This is a genomic window from Acinetobacter sp. AS23 (assembly GCF_023612055.1).
In the GTDB taxonomy this organism is placed as follows: Bacteria; Pseudomonadota; Gammaproteobacteria; order Pseudomonadales; family Moraxellaceae; genus Acinetobacter; species Acinetobacter oleivorans.
In genome coordinates, this window is sequence record NZ_CP082274.1 from 3,446,093 (window position 1) to 3,469,679 (window position 23,587).

The following is a 23,587-nucleotide window of genomic DNA, read 5'->3' on the forward strand; positions in this document are numbered from 1 at the left end:
AAGAAATTAGCGCATATAAATAGAGGTTGCAAATTCTGCTACCATCTTAAAACATTTGTTCATAAACCTCGGGTTGTAATATTTTTTTAGTTTGTTCTTTAGATAAATAAATATCGAGCTGTGGAGCTTCTTTAGTAATCTGGTTTGCCTGATAATGTAAGCCAACACCTTCACCATCAAAGAACCAATCTGCTTGTCCCCAATATAAAGTTTTTGGTGCTTCTTTCTTTATGTCAGCAGTCTGTTTTTTTAACCAGTCTTGATAGGCCACCTGCACCATTTGATGCACAGTCGTTTGTTGATCTTTTTGTAAAACATCTAACAAAGCTAAGCTTTTATGCAGTTTTCGGTCAGCCACAAAAAAGTAATAACGATCTTTAATCGTGAGCTCTTCTTGCTTGGTATCAAGTCCTAATTGCAATAAAACATATTGGTTACGCTGCGATGCAATACGCGTATGAAGATGTAATTCATAAGCCCGATTCTTTGAATATTTATCTTGCCATTCATCAGACTTTTTAACATAGGCATTTATGGCTTGCTGCAAGCTTAAGTCTTTTTTCAAATCAATTTGGTCTTGGATCACTTTAGCCTGACTTTTGGCGATCCATTCATTTAGCCATGCATCTTGGGTCTTTATCGTTTGAATATCGACATCAATACAATTTTTCTTCTCACAAAATGGTAAAGCATAATCCGCTTTTACTTGTTGTAAGTTAAGAAATGGCAGTACTTCAGCCTTTTCTATATGTTGAGTTTGGGTAGATGCTAGTTTTGTTTGAGAAGATGATGAGGGCTGAGTTCTTTTCCAGACAAAAAGACAAATCGCCAAAATTAATATGATTACTGCAACCACAAGCGCAATAAGTGTCTTTCTATTCAAATTCATTTCATCATCCTTTCTTATTTTTCAAAACAAAACAGCTTCTATTCGAAGCTGTTTGTCACATTAAAATGATCAGTGTTCACGTGTGTTACGGAACTGAATATCAGGCCAACGCTCTTGCATAATCTGCAAATTCACTCGGCTTGGTGCAAGATAGGTTAAGTGTCCGCCACCATCGATAGAAAGTTGATCATGTGCTTTCTTCTTAAACTCATTCAGAGTTTTTTCGTCATCACAGTGAATCCAGCGAACTGTGTTAACACTTACAGGCTCATAAACACAGTCAACCTTATATTCTTCTTTCAAACGATAAGCAACTACATCAAACTGAAGCACACCTACCGCCCCCACAATCAGGTCATTGCTGATTTGTGGCATAAATACCTGAGTCGCCCCTTCTTCCGACAACTCTTTCAAACCTTTTTGCAATTGTTTTGACTTCAATGGATCTTTTAAACGCACACGACGGAACATCTCTGGCGCAAAGTGAGGAATACCTGTGAAATGTAAATTTTCACCACTGGTAAAAGTATCACCAATTTGAATTGTGCCATGGTTATGTAAACCAATAATATCGCCTGGCCATGCTTCTTCTAAATGTTCACGCTCACCCGCAAGGAATGTCAAAGCATCACTAATGCGGACATCTTTACCAAGACGCACGTGGTTCATCTTTAAACCTTTTTCATATTTACCTGAGCAAATACGCATGAAGGCAATACGGTCACGGTGTTTCGGATCCATGTTGGCTTGAATTTTAAATACAAAACCAGAAAAACCTTCTTCTTTCGCTTCAACCACACGCTCTTGTGTAGGATGTGCTTTAGGTTCAGGTGCCCAGTCCATAAATGCGTCTAGAACGTGGTCAACACCAAAGTTACCTAATGCCGTACCAAATAGAACCGGAGTTTGTTTACCTTGTAAAAATAATTCACGGTCTAATGGCTCATTCGCCATTTGCACAAGTTCAAGCGATTCTTCAAAAGATGCCCAAGCCAACTCACCTACTTTTTCACGAATATCTGCATGATCATAACCATCACGGACTTCAATATCAGTAATCGTTGAACCGAAACCTGCTTTGTAGACATACAATTTATTTTCAATAATGTTGTATACACCAGCAAAATCACGTCCCATCCCTAATGGCCATGTAATTGGTACACAGCGGATATTGAGGACATTTTCAATTTCATCAAGTAACTCAAGCGGCTCACGAATCTCACGGTCCATCTTGTTTACAAATGAAATGATGGGAGTATCACGCATACGACAAACTTCCATCAATTTGATGGTACGTTCTTCGACACCTTTTGCACCATCAATTACCATTAACGCAGAGTCAACTGCGGTTAGGGTACGATAAGTATCTTCCGAGAAGTCTTCATGCCCCGGTGTATCGAGTAAGTTAATCGTGTGACCTTTATAAGGGAACTGCATAACAGACGTGGTAATCGAAATACCACGCTCTTTTTCCATTTCCATCCAGTCAGATGTAGCTGCACGGTCAGATTTACGGCTTTTTACCATCCCTGCAACCTGAATTGCTTTACCCCATAACAGTAATTTTTCTGTCATGGTGGTTTTACCGGCATCGGGGTGGGAAATGATGGCAAATGTGCGGCGTTGAGCAACCTGTGCCGCTAACTCATCTTTAAAACTCATGAAATACACCTACTGCGGAGATTGCAGTGCCAAAGACCTAAAGTCGATCAAAATAAAAATTGGCGTAATTGTAGCAGATTTATAGAAGTGTTTAATGATTGTTGATAAGCCATGAGCTACTCATAAGCTTTTTAGATATTTTTTGAGAATGTAGCTTAGCATCTTAGAAATTTTATAATTAAAAAAGCCCATACAATCGTAGATGGGCTTTCTTCGGGCTTAGCAGAATATCTTATGCCAGTTTCTTTTCTTCAATAAACTGAACATCGGCAATTTGTGCATCCCAGAAATCATTCCATAACGCACAATATTCAATACATAGCTTCGTTAAGCCTTCATAATCATCTTTGGTAATTGCTTGTGCTAACGTGAACCAAAGATCATCTTGATGGTCATCATCAGCGGCTTCAGACGTTTCATCAGTAGATACACCATGCACATGGTAATACCCACCACCTTCAACATCGATATTCACAAATTTGGTCGCTTGACGTAATGGAGGACTAAAAAGAATAACCTCTTCCTCTGCAACAGCTAGTAACGCGACTACATTGATATAACTATCATAAGAAGATTCTAAAAATGATCTAACCTGATCTGAAATTTTTGATGGCTTAAAGTTACGACGATCAAGCTCTGTTAAACCATAATCATTAAGTAAATCTTCATATAATGGATAATGAGCATATTCAGGATTCCCTAAATAATAGTTATCTTTACCTAAACCAGGACGAAAACCAAACTCATCAAGTATATTTAAACTTAATAATACTCTTGGAAACATTTTAGCTCCAGAATGGAGTTTAGGTTCCAGTTGTTTTGTCAGAAACTGAGCCTTTAATAAAGCATCTGTAAAAATTTGTACAATTGCATGACGATATTCTAAATGAATATGAGTCAAACGCTTCTTATCGAGATATCCGTTATTTAATACTTCAATTGCAGGATGTCTAGAAACTGGTAATTTTGCAATTTTACTTCTTAACTCTTTAAGAAATTGTAAATTCTCTTCCCACTGTTTTGCAGGAATGCTATTTCTCATCCCTTGCAATGCTTTTTGTCTTGGATTATTAAAGTCTTCAAATTTTTTTGACATAATCATTCTCAGTAAAAAGTTTTTTCTTATAGTTAAGTTATAGGGCCTTATTTTTATTCCAATTTTGCATTCAATTGCTAAAATAAATTCCACAAACCAAAACTTAACAATTTTATATTATGTTTATTAACTCAACAAATCAACGAATTAATTAATAATATTTAAAAAAAGTAAATTACTGCCAATTAGAAGTAATTTTTATTATTTTCAATAACAAATCAACCTATTGAATAAATATAATTTTTTAAATATCATTAAATAAGATTTATTTAAGCTTTCATACTTTACAATAGCAAAGTTAATCAAAAATATTTTATGACGAGAAAACCGATGTCAAAAAGAGAAACAATTATAACAACAGCCACAGCCCTCTTTAACCAAAAAAGCTATACCTCTATTGGGGTTGATCGTATTATTGCTGAAGCAAACGTGGCAAAAATGACTTTTTATAAATATTTTTCCTCTAAAGAAGCCTTAATTGAAGAATGTCTTCATCGAAGAAATTTAGAAGTCCAAACTTCTTTATTTGATCAAGTTAATGATATTGATGATCCATTAATTAAACTTAAAAGTATTTTCAACTGGTATGTCGACTGGATCAATACAGATGATTTTAATGGCTGCTTATTTAAGAAAGCGACGATTGAAGTCATGCAATTGTATCCATCTATTAAATATCAAATTAATAAATATCGAGATTGGATTTACAAATTAGTTTTTTCAACCTTTTCAGAACTTGAAGTTGAGAATAAACAAATCCTTACAGGACTCTTTCTTAATATTGTCGATGGCATCATTATTGATGGCACTATAAATAAATCAAAAATCAACTCAGAAAAAACATGGTCTTATATAAATAAAATCATTAATTTCGAGAAGGTTCGAGAGTGTGCAACTATTTAATATATAAATTAATTAACTTTTTATAATTTAACAAAAATAAACAATAATGTTAATTTTGGTGGAGCATAAACTCCTACTCCACCAAGTTAAAGCCAATTCACTCATTTTCTACAATCCTATAAATTTAATGATCTTATTATTAAAACAAGCACCTCACTTCAACCTTAATCAACACCCTCTATTTTAAGGCTAATTATTTTATAAACTTAATAAAATCAATAAGAAAATTTTATAATCTTTCTTCTAGCTCGAGTTGCTTACTCATTAAAGCAATTTTAAAATAATGATCTATATTTTATTTAAATATACTAATAAATTATTATATCTAAAGTATTTTATTCTCTATTAAAAATAAAAAAGGTTAACATGCCTATTTTAAATGATTCTATATAAGTTGTTAAAATTATTATATAAATTTTACTAACAAACACTTCTAATAGCACACTATAACTTGCTGGGCTTTGGGTGAAAGCTTTTCAATTTCAAAAATTATTAAACATACAATCCCATCTAAATGAGCATGTAACAAGACACTCTCTGTTAAACTATATATTTATGCTTAACCTTTTCTTTGCAACTGAATAGGCACGTATTCTCTTTAAGCGTATCAGTTTTAAAGATTAGACCTAGGTTGATCAGCCGCTTTTTAGTAGGAAAGTTTGAAAATTAACAAAATAAATTAAAGAAAATTAATATATAAAAGGTTAAACGAAATTAGCCCCTTGAGACTCAATGAGTTGATCAACCTGAACAGGCATTCCCAATAGATAACCCTGAAATTGCTGACATCCTAAACGGGTCAAAATCTCAACCTGCTGCTGGGTTTCCACCCCTTCTGCCGTTACCGTTAAACCTAGCTTTTTAGCTAAATGAATAATGCTTTCTAGGATAACTTCTTCTTTTGAACCAGGTTTTAAATCAACAATAAAGCCACGGTCAATTTTCAATTCGTCTACAGGCAAATCTTTTAAATATAAGAAGCTCGAATGTCCTGTCCCAAAATCATCAATAGCAACACGAATTCCCATATCACGCAACCGCTCACACGCTCGGATACTCAAGTCGATATGACGCATTGCCGTAGATTCTGTAATTTCAACAATTAAGTGATGAGGTTGAATTTGATATTTTTTTAACAATGCTTCGAGCGTACTAAATAACTTCTTATTTTCAAACTGCAATGCCGACAGGTTCACTGCAACTGGATAAAACGGTGTATTACTGCGTTCCCATGCTTGAATTTGTAGGCAAGCTTGCTCCAGTGCCCAATACCCCATTGGAATAATTAACCCCGTTTTTTCCGCACCTTCAATGAACATATGCGGAGTAAGTATTCCTAAGGCTGGGTGATTCCAACGAATTAAGGCTTCAACTCCACAGACTTCAAGATTCGTATTAAATTTTGGTTGGTAATATAAGATGAACTGTTTTTCTTCTACGGCTTTATAGAGATCATTGATCAGTTTTGACTGACTTCTTGTTTCTTGCTGGTGGGTTGAGTAACTAAAGATTGTATATGTATTCCGACCTTGTTCTTTAGACATGAGCATGGCGGCATCAGCATTCATGAGTAAGTCCTGAACATTCTGTCCATGCTCAGGAAAGAGTGCCACACCCAAACTTGCAGAAATATTAATTTCCTTGCCAGAAATTTGATAACTTTCCTGAATCAGTTGTAAAACTTTCTCAGCCAAAACTACCGCTTCATCTGCATTAGTATTTTCTGCAATAAGTAAAAACTCATCGCCACCGATTCTAAGCAATTTACATTTTTCATTAAGTTGCCAATGTAAACGGTTTGCCATTTGAATAAGTAATTGATCACCCACATGATGCCCAAATGCATCATTCACCGATTTAAATCGGTCTAAATCAATATATAAAAAAGCAATTTTCTGATCTTTATATCGATGATCTGAAAGTAATACCTCTGCATAATCAACCAAATAAAGGCGGTTGGGTAGTTTGGTTAAATTATCCAGTATAGATAAGTTAGCTAATTCTTTATTTGCCTTACGTAACTCTAAATTCTGTTGTGTGAGCCTTTGCTCTAACATCGCGACAATAAAACTTGCTACGAGTACCAGACACGTGACTAAAATAATCGTAAATAATAATAAGTCATGTTCTGCCTGATATTGGCTAATAAATTTATCAGTGATATTAGTCGCAATGAGTGCCGTATAGTGCATTCCCATGATACTTAAGGTCATCATAACCGAAAATGCGATTTTTAAAGTTAGGCGGTAACGCTCATTGTCTTTCAATTTATAGGCTAATAAAAACGCCAGCCCTGAGCCACTCATCGCAATTAATATAGAAAATAATAGCAAGAAAGAGGTGTAATCTTTTTTATAGATATTAATATTCCAGCCCAGCATACTAATGTAGTATGAAGCTGAAATTCCAATTCCCATAATAATAGAGCTTAAAATGAGTCGGAATAAAGGAAGCGTAAAACGCGAAGTCAACCACATGGCAATGCACGATAGCAAAGCACTAATGGCAAATGAAACAGTAATCAAAGGAATATTCGAGTTAACTGTTTCAGACAGATGATAAGCTTGTATACCAATAATATGAACAATACTAATTGCTGATGCGAGCAATAAGCCATTGATAAAGAGAATTAAGGACTCAAATTTTTTATAAACTTGCTTGAATATTAATTGCTCCATGGAAATCACAAGATAGCAAATGAAGCCAGCTGCAAAAAAAGAGCCGACGATCAATGTGCTATCGTAATCAACATGACCCATAGTGGACTTCCATGATTATTCAATACTTTTTTTTATTTTGTTCAACTCATTGCCCAAAATACAATTAAAAATTAAACATGTTAAAAAAATTTTAGTAAATTTGACGTTTTTAGTCAGTTATAAACAATAACATTATCTATATTTTGGTCAAGTATTTTTTACTTTATAAATCAATAGAGTAACTAAAAATTAAGCAGCCAATTATATGAAAAATATAGAATTTCTTTAATCTGATCAAGTTGACCTAATCGCTCTTTTTCACATTCAAATAAAAACAGTATAAAAAAAGAACCCTGCTTAGTAGCAGGGTTCTTTTGAAGCTTTAGAAAAAGAAAATTAGTTCTTTTCTTTGTCTACGATTTTGTTCGCTTGAATCCAAGGTATGAACGAGGACTAGCAGAGCACCGCTCTGCCCGAGTGCAAGAGCGAAGTTTTACTTCGCTAACGCACGTTTCAAGCTAAAGAAAAAACTTAGTTTTTCTCTTTGTCTACGATTTTGTTCGCTTGAATCCAAGGCATCATCGCACGTAACTTATTACCAGTTACTTCAATACCATGTGCAGCATTTTGACGACGACGAGCAGTCATAGATGGATAGTTTAATGCACCCTCTTGAATGAACATCTTCGCGTATTCGCCAGATTGAATACGTTTCAACGCATTACGCATTGCTTCACGAGATTGTTCGTTAATTACTTCAGTACCAGTTACATATTCACCGTACTCAGCATTGTTAGATACTGAGTAGTTCATGTCAGCGATACCGCCTTCGAACATCAAGTCAACGATCAATTTAAGTTCGTGTAAACATTCGAAGTAAGCCATTTCTGGAGCATATCCAGCTTCAACTAAAGTTTCGAAGCCCATTTTCACGAGTTCAACTGCACCACCACAAAGAACTGCTTGCTCACCGAATAAGTCAGTTTCCGTTTCTTCACGGAATGAAGTTTCGATAATACCAGTACGGCCGCCACCTACGCCTGAAGCATAAGAAAGAGCAACGTTACGTGCATTACCAGAAGCATCTTGGTGAATTGCGATTAGGTCTGGAACACCTGAACCACGTTGGTATTCAGAACGAACTGTGTGACCAGGTGCTTTAGGAGCAACCATGATTACATCTAAATCTTTACGTGGAACAACTTGGTTATAAAGAATTGAGAAACCATGAGCAAATGCAAGAGTTGCACCTTCTTTAATGTTCGGCTCAATCACGTCACGGTAAAGTTGTGATTGGAATTCATCTGGAGTCAAAATCATTACGAGGTCAGCTTGCTTAACAGCAGCAGGCACTTCTGCAACTTTAAGACCAGCGTTTTCAGCTTTCTTCCAAGAAGCTGAACCAGCACGTAAACCTACAGTTACGTCTACGCCTGAGTCTTTAAGGTTAAGTGCATGAGCATGACCTTGAGAACCGTAACCAACAATCGCTACTTTCTTGCCTTGGATGATTGATAAGTCACAGTCTTTATCGTAAAAAATTTGCATTTGTGTTCTCCGCTAAAATACTTTTAAAAAATTAAATGGCTAATACTTTTTCGCCACGGGCGATACCAGATACACCTGAACGAACGACTTCTAGAATAGTGTTTTCTGCAAGCGCATCGATAAAACCATCTAATTTTTCAGTTGTCCCTGCTATTTGAATGGTATAGGTAGTTGGTGTCACGTCGACAATTTGCGCACGGAAAATATCCGCTGTTCGCTTAATTTCAGCACGTGAAGCACCTAACGCTTTTACTTTAATCAACATCAGTTCACGCTCAATGTGTGAACCTTCTGATAAATCTACTACTTTTACAACTTCAACAAGCTTGTTGAGCTGCTTTGTAATCTGTTCAATCTTATGGTCATCACCATACGTGGTTAACGTCAAACGCGATAAAGTTGGGTCTTCGGTCGGGGCTACATTCAACGTCTCAATGTTATAGTTACGTTGACTGAATAAACCTACCAAACGAGAAAGCGCACCAGCTTCGTTTTCAACGAGTACAGAAATAATATGTCTCATTATGTACGCTCCCCTTTCCCTAACCACATATCCTTCATTGACTGACCTGCGATCAGCATTGGATAAACATGTTCTGTACGATCAACCATGACATTAATGAATACACATTTATCATTAATCGCCATTGCTTCAGCAAGCTTTGACTCTAGTTCGTCTGCATGATCAATCTGGATACCTACATGACCATAAGCTTCCATCAATTTGCCAAAATCAGGTAATGATTCAACGTATGAGCTTGAATGACGACCTTCATAGTTCATATCTTGCCATTGTTTAACCATACCTAAAGCACGGTTATTTAAGCACAAGATCTTCACATTCATACCGTATTGCTTACAAGTTGAAAGCTCTTGAATACACATCTGAATTGAAGCTTCACCGGTAATACAAACTACCTGTTGATCTGGGAAAGCTAACTTAGCTGCCATTGCATAAGGTAAACCTACGCCCATGGTGCCTAATCCGCCTGAGTTAATCCATTGACGTGGACGTTTGTACTTGTAATACAACGCACCAAACATTTGGTGTTGACCCACATCCGAAGTAATAATGGCATCGCCATTAGTCGCTTTATATAAAGCTTCAACAACTTGCTGTGGCTTCATCGTGCCATCAGCAGGTGTTTCATACTTCAAACCATGAACTTTACGCCATTCATTAATTTGATCCCACCATGCAGCAATTGCTTCAGGGTTAGGCTTAGACACATTCAATTGTTTCAACTGCGTCAACATTTCCTGAAGTACAGGCTCAACCGCCCCTACAATCGGAATGTGCGCCATGATCGTTTTTGAAATGCTTGCCGGATCAATATCAACATGAATAACTTTTGCATTCACACAGAATTTTGCAGGATTATTGGTTACTCGGTCATCAAAACGCGCACCAATTGCAAGAATGACGTCAGCATTATGCATCGCCATGTTTGCTTCATAAGTACCGTGCATTCCCAACATGCCCACGAACTGCGGATCATTACCTGGGAAGCCACCAAGGCCCATAAGTGTATTTGTCACTGGATAGCCCAACAAATGAGCCAACTCAGTCAATAATGCTGATGCATTACCTTGAACAACACCACCACCCGTATAAATAACAGGGCGTTTTGCACTTAAAAGCTCATCAATCGCTTTGCGAATTTGACCAGAATGACCACGTGAAGGTGGTTGATAAGAACGCATCTTCACTTTTTCAGGATATTCGTACGCAAATTTTTCTGCAGGATTTGTCGCATCTTTAGGAATATCGACTACAACAGGGCCAGGGCGACCACTTGATGCGATATAAAATGCTTTTTTGATAATTGCAGGAATTTCGCTTGCGTGACGAACTTGGAAGCTATGTTTCACGATCGGACGTGAAATACCCACCATGTCAGTTTCTTGGAAAGCGTCTTCACCAATAAGATGTGATGCAACCTGGCCAGACAAAATCACCATTGGGATTGAGTCCATATAAGCTGTTGCAATTGGAGTCACAGTATTAGTTGCGCCAGGTCCAGAAGTGACCAGTACTACGCCAGTCTTACCTGTAGCACGCGAGTAAGCATCTGCCATATGACCAGCAGCTTGTTCATGACGTACGAGGTAATGATTAATTTTGTCTTGTTGAAATAGCGCATCATAAATATGTAATACAGCGCCGCCTGGATAACCAAAAACATGTTCAACGCCTTCGTCCGCAAGAGCACGAACGAGCATTTCACCACCAGATAAAAGTTCCAACGTGATTCACCCTAAAATCTTTATCACTATTTATGGAAGGCACAAATAGTGTTTCATTCATTGAATTGTCTGCACTGTTATAGCACACATATTGTCTAGTTTTCGTTGCAATAGAAAAATTTCTGTTTTTCAGCCGTATAAGCTTTTTTAACATTAATAAAGCATGTCTGGATATACATACTTTAAGTAAAATCAATCTCTCGGCTAGAGAGAATGTCTATTACAAAACATGACGGTTATTCGAAGGGTGATCAAATAATCGCATATAAAACTAAAGGAAGCATTTTTGTTGTTTAATTCACTAAAGTCAAGATTAAAGAAAAGGTTTTTCCATAAAAAATTTTAGCTGCTTCTTTTTTAATCTAAAATTGAATCCTAAATTTGGTAGTTCTACCCTCTATTTATTAAAAATAATTCTTCTTTTTTATATAAAACCATGCATTGTAAATTGCTTATTTATGAACTTTATTTAAATATAGCTAGCTTTCTTTGGGGAATATCTAATATGAATTTATCTTATTTAAAAACAAGCTTATATGCGGCAGTTGCAACAGCGATTTTAGTTTACTCAAGCCAAAGTCAGGCACAGCAATATTACAAATGGATGGATAAAAATGGCTCCACCCATTACACCACGACTCCACCACCTAAGAGTGCAAAACATTTGAACAAAGTTTCTACTTACGGTAGCCAATCATCCGTAAAAAATTCGACACCTTCCCCAGAACAACAATCTCAAGATAAAACAGATAAAGTAGTGCAAGAGGCAACTAACGTCGCACAGGAAAAAAATGCACCAGCAGTAGCTGTTCCTCCTGTAGCATCTGCCCCATCCGCTCCAACACCGCGATAAGTAAAATGAGAGTGGTGAATATTTTCATCACTCCTCTCTTATTTAAAATAAAGAAGAATAGATTGAGAAATGTTTATTGCTCATATTAAAAGATAAAATCCTGATCTAAAAACTGACATTTCCTGTTATTTTGCGCTATGCTGTGCAGCAATCTTTCATTTCAATTTTCGTTGTATAGCTTACGTCTATGACTATTTCTCACATTGACCCCGAATATCAAGCAAACACGATTGAACCATCAGTTCAACAAGATTGGGAAAATCGTAAAGTCTTTAAAGTTGCCGACACTGTCGAAGGTAAACATCGTTACATCCTGTCAATGTTTCCTTACCCAAGTGGCAAGCTGCATATGGGGCATGTGCGTAACTATACAATTGGCGATGTAATTAGCCGTTTTTACCGTTTAAAAGGTGAAACTGTATTACAACCTATGGGTTGGGATGCATTCGGTTTACCTGCTGAAAACGCAGCAATTGCCCATAAAGTTGCTCCAGCAAAATGGACATTTGAAAACATTGCTTACATGCGTGACCAATTAAAAAAATTAGGTCTATCTGTAGACTGGGATCGCGAATTCGCAACTTGTACACCAGAGTATTATCACTGGGAACAATGGTTATTTGTTCAGCTTTATAAAAAAGGTCTGATCTACCGTAAACTTTCAACAGTAAACTGGGATCCGGTTGACCAAACAGTTTTAGCAAACGAGCAAGTTGAAAATGGTCGTGGCTGGCGCTCAGGTGCATTGGTTGAAAAACGTGACATTCCAATGTACTACTTCCGTATTACGGATTATGCACAAGAATTATTAGACGATCTTGACACTTTACAAGATGGCTGGCCTCAACAAGTGTTGACCATGCAACGTAACTGGATTGGTCGCTCTACAGGTATGGAAATTACTTTCCCATCTGCCAATACTGAAATCTATGCTGATGGCTTAACTGTTTATACAACACGTGCCGACACGCTAATGGGTGTGACATATGTTGCTGTTGCAGCAGAACACCCTCTCGCGCTTAAAGCTGCTGAAAACAACCCTGAATTGGCTGCATTTATTGAAGAGTGCCGCATGGGTTCAGTTGCAGAAGCTGACTTGGCAACAGCCGAGAAAAAAGGCATGGCAACAGGTTTGTTTGTAAAACATCCTGTAACTGGTGAAGAGCTTCCTGTCTGGATCGCAAACTACGTATTAATGTCTTATGGTTCTGGTGCAGTAATGGCTGTACCAGCGCATGACGAACGTGATTTTGAATTTGCTAACAAGTTCAACTTATCAATTAAACAAGTGATCGATGCCAAAGGTGCTGATGACGCAGACTACTCTGCAACTGAATGGCAAGAGTGGTACGGTTCTAAAGAAGGTAAACTTGTTAACTCTGGTGAGTTCGACGGTTTAGCATTCCAAGCTGCGTTTGACGCATTCCTTGCAAAATTAGAACCACAAGGTTTAGCAAACTCTAAAGTTCAATTCCGTTTACGTGACTGGGGTGTTTCTCGTCAACGTTACTGGGGTTGTCCAATTCCAATGATTAACTGTGATACTTGTGGTCAAGTCACAGTTCCAGAAGACCAGCTTCCAGTTGTATTACCAACAGACGTTGTTCCAGATGGTTCAGGTAATCCGCTGAACAAAATGCCTGAATTCTATGAAACTAAATGTCCTTGTTGTGGTGGCGATGCTCGTCGTGAAACAGATACTTTAGATACTTTCGTAGAGTCATCTTGGTACTATGCACGCTATGCTTCTCCAGACTTTACTGGTGGTATGGTTAAACCTGAAGCAGCTCAAAACTGGCTTCCTGTAAACCAATACATTGGTGGTGTTGAACACGCAATTCTTCACTTACTTTATGCACGTTTCTTCCACAAATTAATGCGTGATGAAGGCGTTGTACAAGGTAATGAGCCATTTACCAACTTGTTAACTCAAGGCATGGTACTTGCAGATACGTTCTATCGTGAAGCAGAAAATGGCAAGAAAACTTGGTTCAACCCAGCTGATATTGAATTAGAACGCGATGAGAAAGGTCGTATTCTTTCTGCAAAATATTCAGGCGACGGTCAAGAAGTTGTGATCGGCGGACAAGAAAAAATGTCTAAGTCGAAAAATAACGGTATTGACCCACAAGCGATTATTGATCAATACGGCGCAGATACAGCTCGTGTATTCATGATGTTTGCTGCCCCACCAGATCAATCTTTAGAATGGTCTGATGCAGGTGTTGAAGGTGCAAACCGTTTCTTGAAGCGTGTATGGCGCCTTGTTGCTGGCTTCCTTGAAAAAGGCAACTCAGCTTCTACGATTGATGCAGCTAATTTGTCTAAAGACGCTCAAGATTTACGTCGTAAAACACACGAAACTATTCAAAAAGTAAGTGATGATATTGAACGTCGTCATGCATTCAATACTGCGATTGCTGCTTTAATGGAGCTATTAAACGCAAGTAACAAGTTTGAAGCAAAAGATGACAATGACATTGCTGTAGAACGTGAAGCAATCACAACACTGTTAACTTTACTTGAACCGTTTGCACCGCATTTAAGCCAAACTTTATTGGCTCAATTTGGTACAGATGTTACAGCAGCAACTTTCCCTGAAGTTGATGCTTCTGCGTTGATGCGTAATACGCAAACGATTGTTGTACAGGTTAACGGTAAACTTCGCGGTAAACTTGAAGTTTCTGTTGATATTTCTAAGGAAGATCTATTAGCTCAAGCTAAAGCTCTACCAGAAGTTCAACAATTCTTAACCGGACCAACAAAAAAAGAAATTGTGGTTCCAAATAAATTAGTTAACCTCGTGGTTTAATTAAAGTTATTAATGAGAGGATCAAGCATGCACTTAGCCAAACGTTTAGCCGCTGTTGTTTTAACCTTAGGCCTTAGTGCAGGCTTAGTCGGGTGTGGATTTCATTTAAAAGGAACCAACCCGACTGCGACTCCGCTTGTTTATAAAAAGTTAAGCCTTGAGTTACCGGCTAAAACTGATGATTTGGAAACGCAGTTAAAAGTGTATTTAGCTGCAAATGGTGTTCAACTCAGCAATGATAATGATGCCTACGTACTTCGTGTTTTAGAGTACACCCCACGTCGTCAGCTTTTAAATGGAAAACTAACTGAAGTATTATTACGTTTGACCGTAACCTTCCAGATCGAAGATCGTCAGGGTAATAAAATTACTGAGCCACGCTCATTAACTGCATCTCGTAGTTATCAATATGACTTGGCAACAGTCAACACTGAAAATCAGCAAGAAAGTTACTTACAACGTATTGTAATTGATGATATTGCGCAGCAGATTACTCGTCAGATTTCAGCAAATCGCTTACCAAAAGCTCAGCCTTAATCTGTATTTTTGCCAGCAATGAAAATTGACTATTTACAAGCCTTAAAACGTACTCCGGAAGCTCGGGGTGCGTGGATTTTGCATGGGCAAGAGCCTTTATTAGAACAAAATTTATTAGATGCCTTTCGAAAAAGCTGGCAACAACAAGAAGTTGAAAGACAGCGCTATGATATTAGTAGCGTAAGCGACTGGAAAAATGTCTTTAACGCACTTAATAGCTTATCTTTATTTTCTCAGCAGCTTGCTATTGAAGTACACGGCAATATAAAACCTGATGCGAATGGCTTAAAACAACTCAAAAGCTATATACAACATAATGAACATAACCTGCTATTAATTGTTTTACCCAAACAAGATAGTAGTAGCCTAAAATCTGCTTTTTTCCAAGTTGTTGAAGCAAATGGGGTTGTAGTTGCCCTCACGGCAAATTACCCACAAGATCGCCAAAGAATTTTATCTGCTGAAGCAGAGAAACTTGAAATTCAACTCGACAATGATGCTTGGCAGTGGTTAATGCAACATCATGAGCACAATTTGCTGGCAGCTAAAAATAGCTTGATGCGTGTAAGAGACACATTTCCAGACCAACAACTCATTCAAATTGAACAATTATATGCGTGCCTACAAGATCAATCACGCTATACCACCTATGATTTAAGTGATGCGTTATTAGAAGGCAACCTTGGCCAATCTATTAAGATTTTTCAATATTTAATTGCAGCAGGCGAACCAGACAGTTTGATTTTATGGACTTTAAGTAAAGAAATGCGCTTGTTAATGCAATTGTTTGAACAACCCCATAATGCCTTGCAGCTCGGTATATGGAAAACAAAAGTCAGCTTATATCAACAAGCATTAAGAAGATTAAATCCACAACAGTTTCTAGGCTGGTCTACCCTTCTATTGCAAATTGATGCAGCAATTAAAGGAATGTCGAACGAAAATGCAGAACATTTAATGCAGCAAGCGATTGCTGAATTATGTGGGAAAACATTATTTATACACTAATTCGGCTGAATCATTTTTCTTCATTCCTGAAATATCATAAAAATTCACGTTTTATCCTCATTTCGCTTTTATACTAAATTAAATTTTAAACTTTTCGACCTCTCGCCATGCCAAAAATAAAGCCAATCAAACTTGTTATTATCATCGTCTGTATAGTCATTATTGCTCTTTTAGCCTGGAAGTTTTTCAAGCCAAAACAGCAGCAGCCTCAATATATTACTGCCGAAGTAACACGCGGGGATATTGAAAATAATGTACTTGCAACGGGTACACTTGATGCAACCAAACTGATTAGTGTCGGTGCACAGGTATCTGGTCAGGTTAAAAAGATGTATGTGCAACTTGGCGATCAGGTTAAGCAAGGTCAACTTATTGCGCAGATTGATTCAACGACCCAAGAAAATAGTTTAAAAACCTCTGATGCGAATATTAAAAATTTAGAAGCACAGCGCCTTCAGCAAGTTGCTTCTTTGAATGAAAAACAACTTGAATACCGCCGTCAGCAACAAATGTATGCGCAAGATGCAACACCACGTGCAGATTTAGAATCGGCTGAGGCAAGCTATAAAACAGCTCAGGCACAAATCAAAGCGTTAGATGCACAAATCGAATCGGCAAAAGTCACAAAATCTACGGCGCAAACCAATATTGGTTATACGCGTATTGTTGCTCCAACAGATGGTACGGTCGTTGCGATTGTGACCGAAGAAGGTCAAACAGTAAACGCCAATCAAAGTGCGCCAACAATTGTCAAAATTGCAAAACTACAAAACATGACGATCAAGGCTCAAGTCAGTGAAGCTGACATTATGAAAGTAGAGAAAGGACAACAAGTTTATTTCACTACCTTAGGTGAAGACACTAAACGTTACGCAACCTTACGTCAGATTGAACCTGCTCCAGATTCTATTTCTAGCGAATCAACAAGTACGACAAGCTCAACAACGAGTTCAGCTGTTTACTATAATGCCTTATTCGATGTGCCAAATACCGACGGTAAATTGCGTATTGATATGACTGCACAAGTTTATATCGTATTAAACTCAGCTAAAAATGCTCTACTCGTTCCATCATCAGCACTGAGCTCTAAACAATTTTCAGGTCAAAGAAAATCAGGCCAATCATCTGATAAAGCAAGCTCTACACCTGAAGCGGCTAAAAAATCTCAAGGAAATGGAGCTCGTTTGGAGCGTCTTAACCTGACTGCTGAGCAAAAACAGTTAATTGAACAAGGTAAATTAACGTTAAGTGTTGTACGTGTATTACAAGCTGATGGCACAACTAAACCAACTCAAATTTTGGTTGGCATTAACAACCGTGTAAATGCGCAAGTTCTTGCGGGCTTAAAACAAGGTGATCAAGTTGTCATTGCCGATAGCGCAGATACTTCTGCTGCATCAGCTAATAGTAGTAATAACCGTCGCCGTAGTGGCCCAATGGGAATGTAAGCATGACAAAACAAGCTTTGCTTGAAGTCAGCAATCTAGTCCGGGAATTCCCTGCTGGCGAAAGCACGATACAAATTTTAAAAGGCATTGACCTTACCATTTACGAAGGTGAACTGGTTGCCATTGTCGGTCAGTCTGGTTCTGGTAAGTCAACACTCATGAATATTTTGGGCTGTTTAGACCGTCCTACGAGTGGTAGTTACAAGGTTAGTGGGCAAGAGACAGGTAAACTCGAACCAGATCAACTCGCTCGACTACGCCGTGAATATTTTGGTTTTATTTTCCAGCGCTACCATTTACTGGGTGACTTATCCGCTGAGGGTAACGTTGAAGTTCCCGCAGTTTATGCAGGTGTTACCCCTTCTGAGCGTAAACAACGCGCAACGGCTTTACTGACCGAATTAGGTTTAGGTACTAAAACACTCAATAGACCAAGCCAGCTCTCTGGCGGTCAGCAGCAACGTGTTTCTATTGCCCGTGCCCTTATGAATGGCGGTGACGTTATTCTGGCAGATGAACCGACAGGGGCACTCGACTCTCATAGTGGTGTTGAGGTGATGCGTATTTTGCGTGAACTCAATGCCGCAGGTCACACTATTATTTTAGTCACCCACGATATGCAAGTTGCAAAAAATGCGACGCGTATTATCGAAATTAGTGACGGAGAAATTATTAGTGACCGTCCTAATGTTCCTGATCAAGCAGCCGAACCAGGCAATTCTGATCCTGATGCCGCTCCTGCTTTGCAAGGCAAACAAAAGAAAGGCAAAAGTATTTCTGCATGGCGTTCTACTTTAGATCGTTTGTCAGAAGCTTTTCAAATGGCTTTACTGTCTATGAATGCCCACCGCATGCGTACTTTTTTAACCATGCTTGGGATCATTATTGGTATTGCATCTGTTGTTACAGTGGTCGCGCTAGGTAAAGGTTCTCAACAACAAATTTTAAGTAATATTAGTAGTCTGGGAACAAATACGATTACGGTGTTTCAGGGCCGTGGTTTTGGTGATAACTCCAAAACTGCAAACTTTAAAACATTGGTTCCTGCCGATGCTGATGCGTTAATGACTCAACCTTATGTCAGCGCAGTCAGCCCAATCGTTAGTACATCAAAAACCATGCGTTACCAGCAGAATGAAGCAAACGCGACCATTAATGGTGTGAGTAACGATTATTTCGATGTAAAAGGTTTAGTCTTTAAAGATGGGCAAACTTTTGACCAACGTAGTGTGCGTGATCGTTCACAAGATGTTGTCATTGATACTAATACACAAAAACAATTCTTTGGAGATGGTAGCAATCCAATTGGCCAAGTCGTACTGCTCGGTAGTGTACCAGCACGTATTATCGGAATTGTAGAACCGCAGACAAGCGGCATGGGCTCAGATGATACGTTAAATGTCTATATGCCTTATACAACCGTAATGAGCCGTATGTTAGGTCAATCTAATGTACGTAATATCGTGGTTCGTATTAATGACAAATATTCAACTGCTGCCGCAGAAAATGCGATTGTAAACCTATTAACTCAGCGCCACGGTGCACAAGATATTTTCACCATGAACAGTGACAGTATCCGTCAAACCATTGAGAAAACAACCAGCACAATGACGCTTCTGGTTTCAGCAATTGCCGTAATTTCACTAGTGGTTGGTGGTATCGGGGTGATGAACATTATGTTGGTTTCGGTGACTGAACGTACTCAGGAAATTGGCGTACGTATGGCCGTAGGTGCTCGTCAAAGTGATATTTTGCAGCAATTCCTAATTGAAGCAATTTTGGTGTGTTTAATTGGTGGTGTGCTTGGCGTCTTACTATCGCTTGGCCTTGGACAACTTATTAATAAATTTGCTGGTGGTAACTTTAGCGTGGCTTATTCAAGCACTTCTATTATTGCAGCATTTGTCTGTTCAACCCTGATTGGTGTCGTATTCGGTTTCTTGCCTGCCAAGAATGCCGCGAAACTTGACCCTGTTGCCGCACTATCACGAGAATAAGGAAAATTGCATGTCTTTCTCTATGACTAAACTCAGCACAGCACTTCTTCTCACAGGTTCTCTTGTAGGATGTGCAGCTGTAGTAAAAACACCTTATGAAACGCCTGCGGTACAAGTTCCGGGTAGCTTTCAATATGACACAGCAAAAGCAAAAAACATGTCTGCCGATCAATACTCTGATCGTTGGTGGACGCTTTTCAATGATGCACAGCTCAATCAGCTTGTAAGCAATGTATTAGAACGTAACAGTGATTTAGCAGTTGCAGGTATTGCCTTAAAGCAAGCTCGTTTACAAGCTGATCTAACTGCAAACCAACAAGGCTTGCGTACCAGTTCTAGCGTTTCTACAGGACATTCTTTCGATTTAAATTCGGGAGATGATAGCTCTAAAGGTCTATCAATGAGTGCGGGTGTAAGCTATGAGCTTGACTTGTTTGGCAAGCTTGCACGCCAAACTGAAGCAAGTAAATGGGAAGCCTTAGCGACCGAACAAGACCTACAAGCCACTGGGCAAAGTTTAATTGCAACCACTGCAAAACTCTATTGGCAACTCGGTTATTTAAATGAGCGCTACACAACTGCCCAGCAAAGTCTCGCAACATCACAAAAGCTTTATGACTTGGTACAGATTCAATATAAAGCTGGCGCTGTTTCAGGTGTAGATCTGACTCAAGCAGAACAATCGGTACAAAGCCAGAAAGCGAGTTTAAGCCAGATTGAACAACAATTGGTTGAAACACGTACGGCTATTGCGGTGCTATTGCATGAGCCATTGCAACAATTAAACATTCAAGAGCCAAAGCGTTTACCACGCACTGCCCTACCTGCAATTGGTGCTGGTTTACCTGCCGATATTTTATCGCGCCGCCCTGATTTGCAAGCAAGTGAGTTACGTTTAAGAAAAGCATTAGCCACTAAAGATGCTACTAAGGCGAGTTACTATCCATCAATTAGCTTAACCAGTAGTTTGGGTTCAAGCAGCACATCGTTAACTGAGTTATTACGTAACCCTGCTCTGACACTTGGGGCGAGTTTGAGCTTACCATTTTTGCAATATAACGATATGAAGAAAGATATCGCGATTAGCAATCTAGATTATGAAAAAGCGATTATTCAATATCGTCAAACGCTTTATCAGGCTTTTGCTGATGTAGAAAATGCTTTATCGAGTCGTACCGAACTCGACAAACAAGTAGCGTTACAGGAACGTAATGTTGAACTTGCAGAAAAAACTGAACGTTTAACTGCAGTCCGTTACCGTTATGGTGCTGTCGCATTAAAAACACTTCTCGATGCTCAGCAAACCACACGTACTGCACGGTTAAGCCTCGTTGAAACCAAGCAAAGCCAATACAACGCGTATGTCACTCTCATGCAAGCTTTAGGTGGTTCACCTGTAAAAGAACTTCCTCAGTAACTTGTACCAATTAAAAAAGCCGTAGTCCTTCAACTACGGCTTTTTTTATGGCTAAATAAGTTTTAAAACTTATTCATCATCCATCATAGATTGGCTCATACCTACAGTATTGAAACCAGCATCTACATATAGAATTTCACCAGTAATACCTGAAGCCCAAGGTGAGCATAGGAACAACGCTGCATTACCTACTTCTTCAATCGTTACGTTACGTTTTAACGGCGCAACTTTTTCATTGGCATCTAACATTTTACGGAAAGATTTAATACCAGAAGCAGCTAGAGTACGGATTGGACCCGCCGAAATCGCGTTTACACGAATACCATCAACACCCAAGCTTGATGCTAAGTAGCGAACACCAGCTTCTAAAGATGCTTTCGCCATACCCATTACGTTGTAGTTAGGCATAACGCGCTCAGAACCTTGGTAAGTCAAAGTCAATAAACAACCTTGGCGAGCTTGTAATAATGGTTTTGCAGCACGAGCCATTGCAATAAAGCTGTATGCACTGATGTCATGGGCAACTTTAAAACCATCACGGTCAGTCACGTCAGTGAAGTCACCATCAAGCGTGTGTGCAGGTGCAAAGCCGATTGAGTGCACAACACCGTCTACACCGTCCCAATGTTTTGCAAGTTCTGCAAATGCATTATCAATTTCAGCATCAACAGCAACATCACATGGAAACACAAGCTTAGAACCGAATTGCTCAGCAAATTCATCCACACGTTTTTTTAATTTTTCGTTTGGATAAGTAAACGCAAGCTCTGCACCTTCACGGTGTAATGCTTGTGCAATACCAAAAGCAATTGATAATTTACTAGCAACGCCTGCAATCAAAAAGCGCTTACCTGCTAAAAGTCCTTGTGTCATGCCGATCTCACTCAAAACAATTTCAAGCATAATGCCAATATTCAGCGGTTTTCGAAATTGCATAATGCATCTTTTTTCAAAAATCGCACGAAAAAAAATCGCCCCTATAGAGGAGCGACTTCTCGATAAATTCAATCTTAGTCGTCAGACAATAAGCCAAGTAAGCGTAAGAAAGAAATATACATCCACACTAAAGTTGCAAGTAATGCTATACCACACAACCATTCCATGAATTTTGGTGCACGATATGCTGCATTAGTTTCGATTAAATCAAAATCTAAAATCAGGTTAAGTGAAGCAATCACTGCAACAAATGCAGCAAAGCCAATGCCTAACCAGTTGCTTTCAAAAATATAAGGAACGCTTGAACCAAATGCTAAACGCATGACCATCTGGACGATAAATACAATAAAGATCGCCAAAGATGCAGAGATTACAACTGACTTGAACTTTTCAGTTGCGCGAATAATTTGGAATTTATATAGACCAAACATCACCAAAGTCGTAACGAAAGTCGCTAATAAAGCTTGAAGAGGAACACCTGGGTATTTCAACTGGAAAGTAAAAGAAATACCACCTAAAAAAGCCCCTTCAAATAAGGCATACGGAATTGCCAATGTTGGCGCGGTCGTTGGTTTAAACGTTGTAATTAAAGCTAAAACCAAGCCACCAATTACACCCACAATTGAAGCCGCGTAAGCAATGCCAACATTTGCAGTAAAGGCTGCATAGAAAAATAAAGCGACACCCACCGCAGCAGCAATAACTGTCAACATTACAGATTTTTGAATCGCACCTTGCACAGTCATCGGTTGACTATAGTCACTGACCGTTTCAACACGGGTCAGTATCGGGTTATTACTTTGCATAAATGCTCTCTTTTTATAATAAAAATTTAAAACATCATTTTAAGCAAAATGAATATGAAAGCCAAATCAGGCGATCGGCATTATTGTAACAATCCCCTTTAAACAATAAAAAAGGAGGCAATAGCCTCCCTTTCATATCACTCAGGCAAAGTCATTAATCTTTACCGTCAGTGTTCATGATAAAAAAATATTCACGGTAGTATTTCAACTCAGAAATCGAGTCACGAATATCATCCATTGCCAAATGCGATGCATTCTTTTTCAAACCGCTCATGATTTCAGGGCGCCAGCGTTTTGAAAGTTCTTTTACCGTAGATACATCAAGATTACGGTAGTGAAAATACTGCTCAAGTTCAGGCATAAGACGGTGTAAGAAACGGCGATCCTGACAGATCGAGTTACCACACATCGGTGAAACTTTTGGATTCACCCATTTTTTTAGGAATTCTAAAGTTTGTAACTCAGCATCACGAGCTGTTAATTTGCTGCGACGAACTCGTTCAATCAGACCAGATTGCCCATGCTGGCGAGTATTCCACTCATCCATTGCATTTAAAATACGGTCAGGCTGGTGAACGGCTAAAACCGGACCTTCGGCAAGTACATTTAAATGATCATCTGTAATAATTGTTGCGATTTCAATAATTTGGTCATTATCGGTATCTAATCCGGTCATTTCCAGATCAATCCAAATTAATCGTGTATTTAAAGTACTGCTCATGTATGTAC

Annotated in this window: 18 protein-coding genes; 8 read left to right on the plus strand and 10 right to left on the minus strand. The window is 38.5% G+C overall.

Annotated elements, in window-relative coordinates:
• Positions 1-46 precede the first annotated feature (46 nt).
• The 3 genes from K6I41_RS16325 to K6I41_RS16335 all read right to left on the minus strand — a co-directional run bounded on the left by K6I41_RS16325 (position 47) and on the right by K6I41_RS16335 (position 3,647).
• Positions 47-889, minus strand: coding sequence for a hypothetical protein (locus K6I41_RS16325; protein WP_250374788.1), 843 nt, complete (start codon positions 887-889; stop codon positions 47-49).
• Positions 890-958: 69 nt separating this feature from the next.
• On the minus strand, positions 959-2,551 hold the full coding sequence (locus K6I41_RS16330) for a peptide chain release factor 3 (RefSeq protein WP_013198953.1): 1,593 nt from the start codon (positions 2,549-2,551) through the stop codon (positions 959-961).
• 232 nt (positions 2,552-2,783) lie between these two features.
• A complete protein-coding gene (locus tag K6I41_RS16335) occupies positions 2,784-3,647 on the minus strand; it encodes a hypothetical protein (protein WP_250374789.1) in 864 nt (287 codons plus the stop codon).
• 330 nt (positions 3,648-3,977) lie between these two features.
• On the opposite strand from K6I41_RS16335, the gene K6I41_RS16340 reads away from it, so the two are divergent.
• Positions 3,978-4,550: a TetR/AcrR family transcriptional regulator gene (locus tag K6I41_RS16340; RefSeq protein ID WP_250374790.1), complete on the plus strand. Its 573-nt coding sequence runs from the start codon at positions 3,978-3,980 to the stop codon at positions 4,548-4,550.
• Between the two features lie 704 nt (positions 4,551-5,254).
• On the opposite strand, the gene K6I41_RS16345 is transcribed toward K6I41_RS16340, so the two are convergent.
• From K6I41_RS16345 to K6I41_RS16360, 4 genes are all read right to left on the minus strand, one after another.
• Positions 5,255-7,309, minus strand: a complete 2,055-nt coding sequence (locus K6I41_RS16345) for a bifunctional diguanylate cyclase/phosphodiesterase (protein ID WP_013198956.1) — start codon at positions 7,307-7,309, stop codon at positions 5,255-5,257.
• A gap of 471 nt (positions 7,310-7,780) precedes the next feature.
• Positions 7,781-8,797 (minus strand): ketol-acid reductoisomerase, encoded by a 1,017-nt coding sequence (gene ilvC / locus K6I41_RS16350; RefSeq protein WP_004794656.1) that lies wholly within the window; start codon positions 8,795-8,797, stop codon positions 7,781-7,783.
• Between the two features lie 31 nt (positions 8,798-8,828).
• Positions 8,829-9,320 (minus strand): acetolactate synthase small subunit, encoded by a 492-nt coding sequence (gene ilvN, locus K6I41_RS16355; protein ID WP_001215920.1) that lies wholly within the window; start codon positions 9,318-9,320, stop codon positions 8,829-8,831.
• Entirely contained in the window at positions 9,320-11,044 is a 1,725-nt protein-coding gene (locus K6I41_RS16360) for an acetolactate synthase 3 large subunit (protein ID WP_004794658.1), read from the minus strand. Before K6I41_RS16360 ends, ilvN begins: the two co-directional genes overlap by 1 nt.
• Positions 11,045-11,549: 505 nt before the next feature.
• Between K6I41_RS16360 and K6I41_RS16365 the strand changes: the two genes are divergently transcribed.
• The 7 genes from K6I41_RS16365 (at position 11,550) to K6I41_RS16395 (ending at position 21,116) form a co-directional block, all read left to right on the plus strand.
• Positions 11,550-11,897, plus strand: coding sequence for a DUF4124 domain-containing protein (locus K6I41_RS16365; protein WP_250374791.1), 348 nt, complete (start codon positions 11,550-11,552; stop codon positions 11,895-11,897).
• Between the two features lie 187 nt (positions 11,898-12,084).
• Entirely contained in the window at positions 12,085-14,709 is a 2,625-nt protein-coding gene (leuS, locus tag K6I41_RS16370; protein ID WP_250374792.1) for a leucine--tRNA ligase, read from the plus strand.
• A 27-nt stretch (positions 14,710-14,736) separates the two neighbouring features.
• Positions 14,737-15,246 (plus strand): LPS-assembly lipoprotein LptE, encoded by a 510-nt coding sequence (locus K6I41_RS16375; protein ID WP_004794663.1) that lies wholly within the window; start codon positions 14,737-14,739, stop codon positions 15,244-15,246.
• 18 nt (positions 15,247-15,264) lie between these two features.
• Positions 15,265-16,254 (plus strand): DNA polymerase III subunit delta, encoded by a 990-nt coding sequence (gene holA, locus K6I41_RS16380; protein WP_049837889.1) that lies wholly within the window; start codon positions 15,265-15,267, stop codon positions 16,252-16,254.
• A 107-nt stretch (positions 16,255-16,361) separates the two neighbouring features.
• Complete coding sequence (locus tag K6I41_RS16385; RefSeq protein WP_004794665.1) at positions 16,362-17,702, plus strand: MacA family efflux pump subunit; 1,341 nt, start codon at positions 16,362-16,364, stop codon at positions 17,700-17,702.
• 2 nt (positions 17,703-17,704) lie between these two features.
• Positions 17,705-19,699 carry a MacB family efflux pump subunit gene (locus tag K6I41_RS16390; protein WP_005302315.1) on the plus strand — a complete coding sequence of 665 codons (1,995 nt, stop codon included), beginning with the start codon at positions 17,705-17,707 and terminating at the stop codon, positions 19,697-19,699.
• A 22-nt stretch (positions 19,700-19,721) separates the two neighbouring features.
• Positions 19,722-21,116, plus strand: a complete 1,395-nt coding sequence (locus tag K6I41_RS16395) for an efflux transporter outer membrane subunit (protein ID WP_250375803.1) — start codon at positions 19,722-19,724, stop codon at positions 21,114-21,116.
• 69 nt (positions 21,117-21,185) lie between these two features.
• Here K6I41_RS16395 and K6I41_RS16400 read toward each other — a convergent pair whose 3' ends face one another.
• From K6I41_RS16400 to orn, 3 genes are all read right to left on the minus strand, one after another.
• Complete coding sequence (locus K6I41_RS16400) at positions 21,186-21,989, minus strand: enoyl-ACP reductase FabI (RefSeq protein WP_023274323.1); 804 nt, start codon at positions 21,987-21,989, stop codon at positions 21,186-21,188.
• A gap of 137 nt (positions 21,990-22,126) precedes the next feature.
• Complete coding sequence (locus K6I41_RS16405) at positions 22,127-22,858, minus strand: Bax inhibitor-1/YccA family protein (RefSeq protein WP_250374793.1); 732 nt, start codon at positions 22,856-22,858, stop codon at positions 22,127-22,129.
• Between the two features lie 154 nt (positions 22,859-23,012).
• A complete protein-coding gene (orn, locus tag K6I41_RS16410; RefSeq protein ID WP_005302306.1) occupies positions 23,013-23,579 on the minus strand; it encodes an oligoribonuclease in 567 nt (188 codons plus the stop codon).
• Between the last annotated feature and the right edge of the window lie 8 nt (positions 23,580-23,587).

Bases quoted from the DNA above. Each gene is read 5' to 3' on its own strand.
- K6I41_RS16325 (WP_250374788.1), bottom strand. From the start codon at position 889: ATGAATTTGAATAGAAAGACACTTATTGCGCTTGTGGTTGCAGTAATC.
- K6I41_RS16330 (WP_013198953.1), bottom strand. From the start codon at position 2,551: ATGAGTTTTAAAGATGAGTTAGCGGCACAGGTTGCTCAACGCCGCACA.
- K6I41_RS16335 (WP_250374789.1), bottom strand. From the start codon at position 3,647: ATGTCAAAAAAATTTGAAGACTTTAATAATCCAAGACAAAAAGCATTG.
- K6I41_RS16340 (WP_250374790.1), top strand. From the start codon at position 3,978: ATGTCAAAAAGAGAAACAATTATAACAACAGCCACAGCCCTCTTTAAC.
- K6I41_RS16345 (WP_013198956.1), bottom strand. From the start codon at position 7,309: ATGGGTCATGTTGATTACGATAGCACATTGATCGTCGGCTCTTTTTTT.
- ilvC (WP_004794656.1), bottom strand. From the start codon at position 8,797: ATGCAAATTTTTTACGATAAAGACTGTGACTTATCAATCATCCAAGGC.
- ilvN (WP_001215920.1), bottom strand. From the start codon at position 9,320: ATGAGACATATTATTTCTGTACTCGTTGAAAACGAAGCTGGTGCGCTT.
- K6I41_RS16365 (WP_250374791.1), top strand. From the start codon at position 11,550: ATGAATTTATCTTATTTAAAAACAAGCTTATATGCGGCAGTTGCAACA.
- leuS (WP_250374792.1), top strand. From the start codon at position 12,085: ATGACTATTTCTCACATTGACCCCGAATATCAAGCAAACACGATTGAA.
- K6I41_RS16375 (WP_004794663.1), top strand. From the start codon at position 14,737: ATGCACTTAGCCAAACGTTTAGCCGCTGTTGTTTTAACCTTAGGCCTT.
- holA (WP_049837889.1), top strand. From the start codon at position 15,265: ATGAAAATTGACTATTTACAAGCCTTAAAACGTACTCCGGAAGCTCGG.
- K6I41_RS16385 (WP_004794665.1), top strand. From the start codon at position 16,362: ATGCCAAAAATAAAGCCAATCAAACTTGTTATTATCATCGTCTGTATA.
- K6I41_RS16390 (WP_005302315.1), top strand. From the start codon at position 17,705: ATGACAAAACAAGCTTTGCTTGAAGTCAGCAATCTAGTCCGGGAATTC.
- K6I41_RS16395 (WP_250375803.1), top strand. From the start codon at position 19,722: ATGACTAAACTCAGCACAGCACTTCTTCTCACAGGTTCTCTTGTAGGA.
- K6I41_RS16400 (WP_023274323.1), bottom strand. From the start codon at position 21,989: ATGACACAAGGACTTTTAGCAGGTAAGCGCTTTTTGATTGCAGGCGTT.
- K6I41_RS16405 (WP_250374793.1), bottom strand. From the start codon at position 22,858: ATGCAAAGTAATAACCCGATACTGACCCGTGTTGAAACGGTCAGTGAC.
- orn (WP_005302306.1), bottom strand. From the start codon at position 23,579: ATGAGCAGTACTTTAAATACACGATTAATTTGGATTGATCTGGAAATG.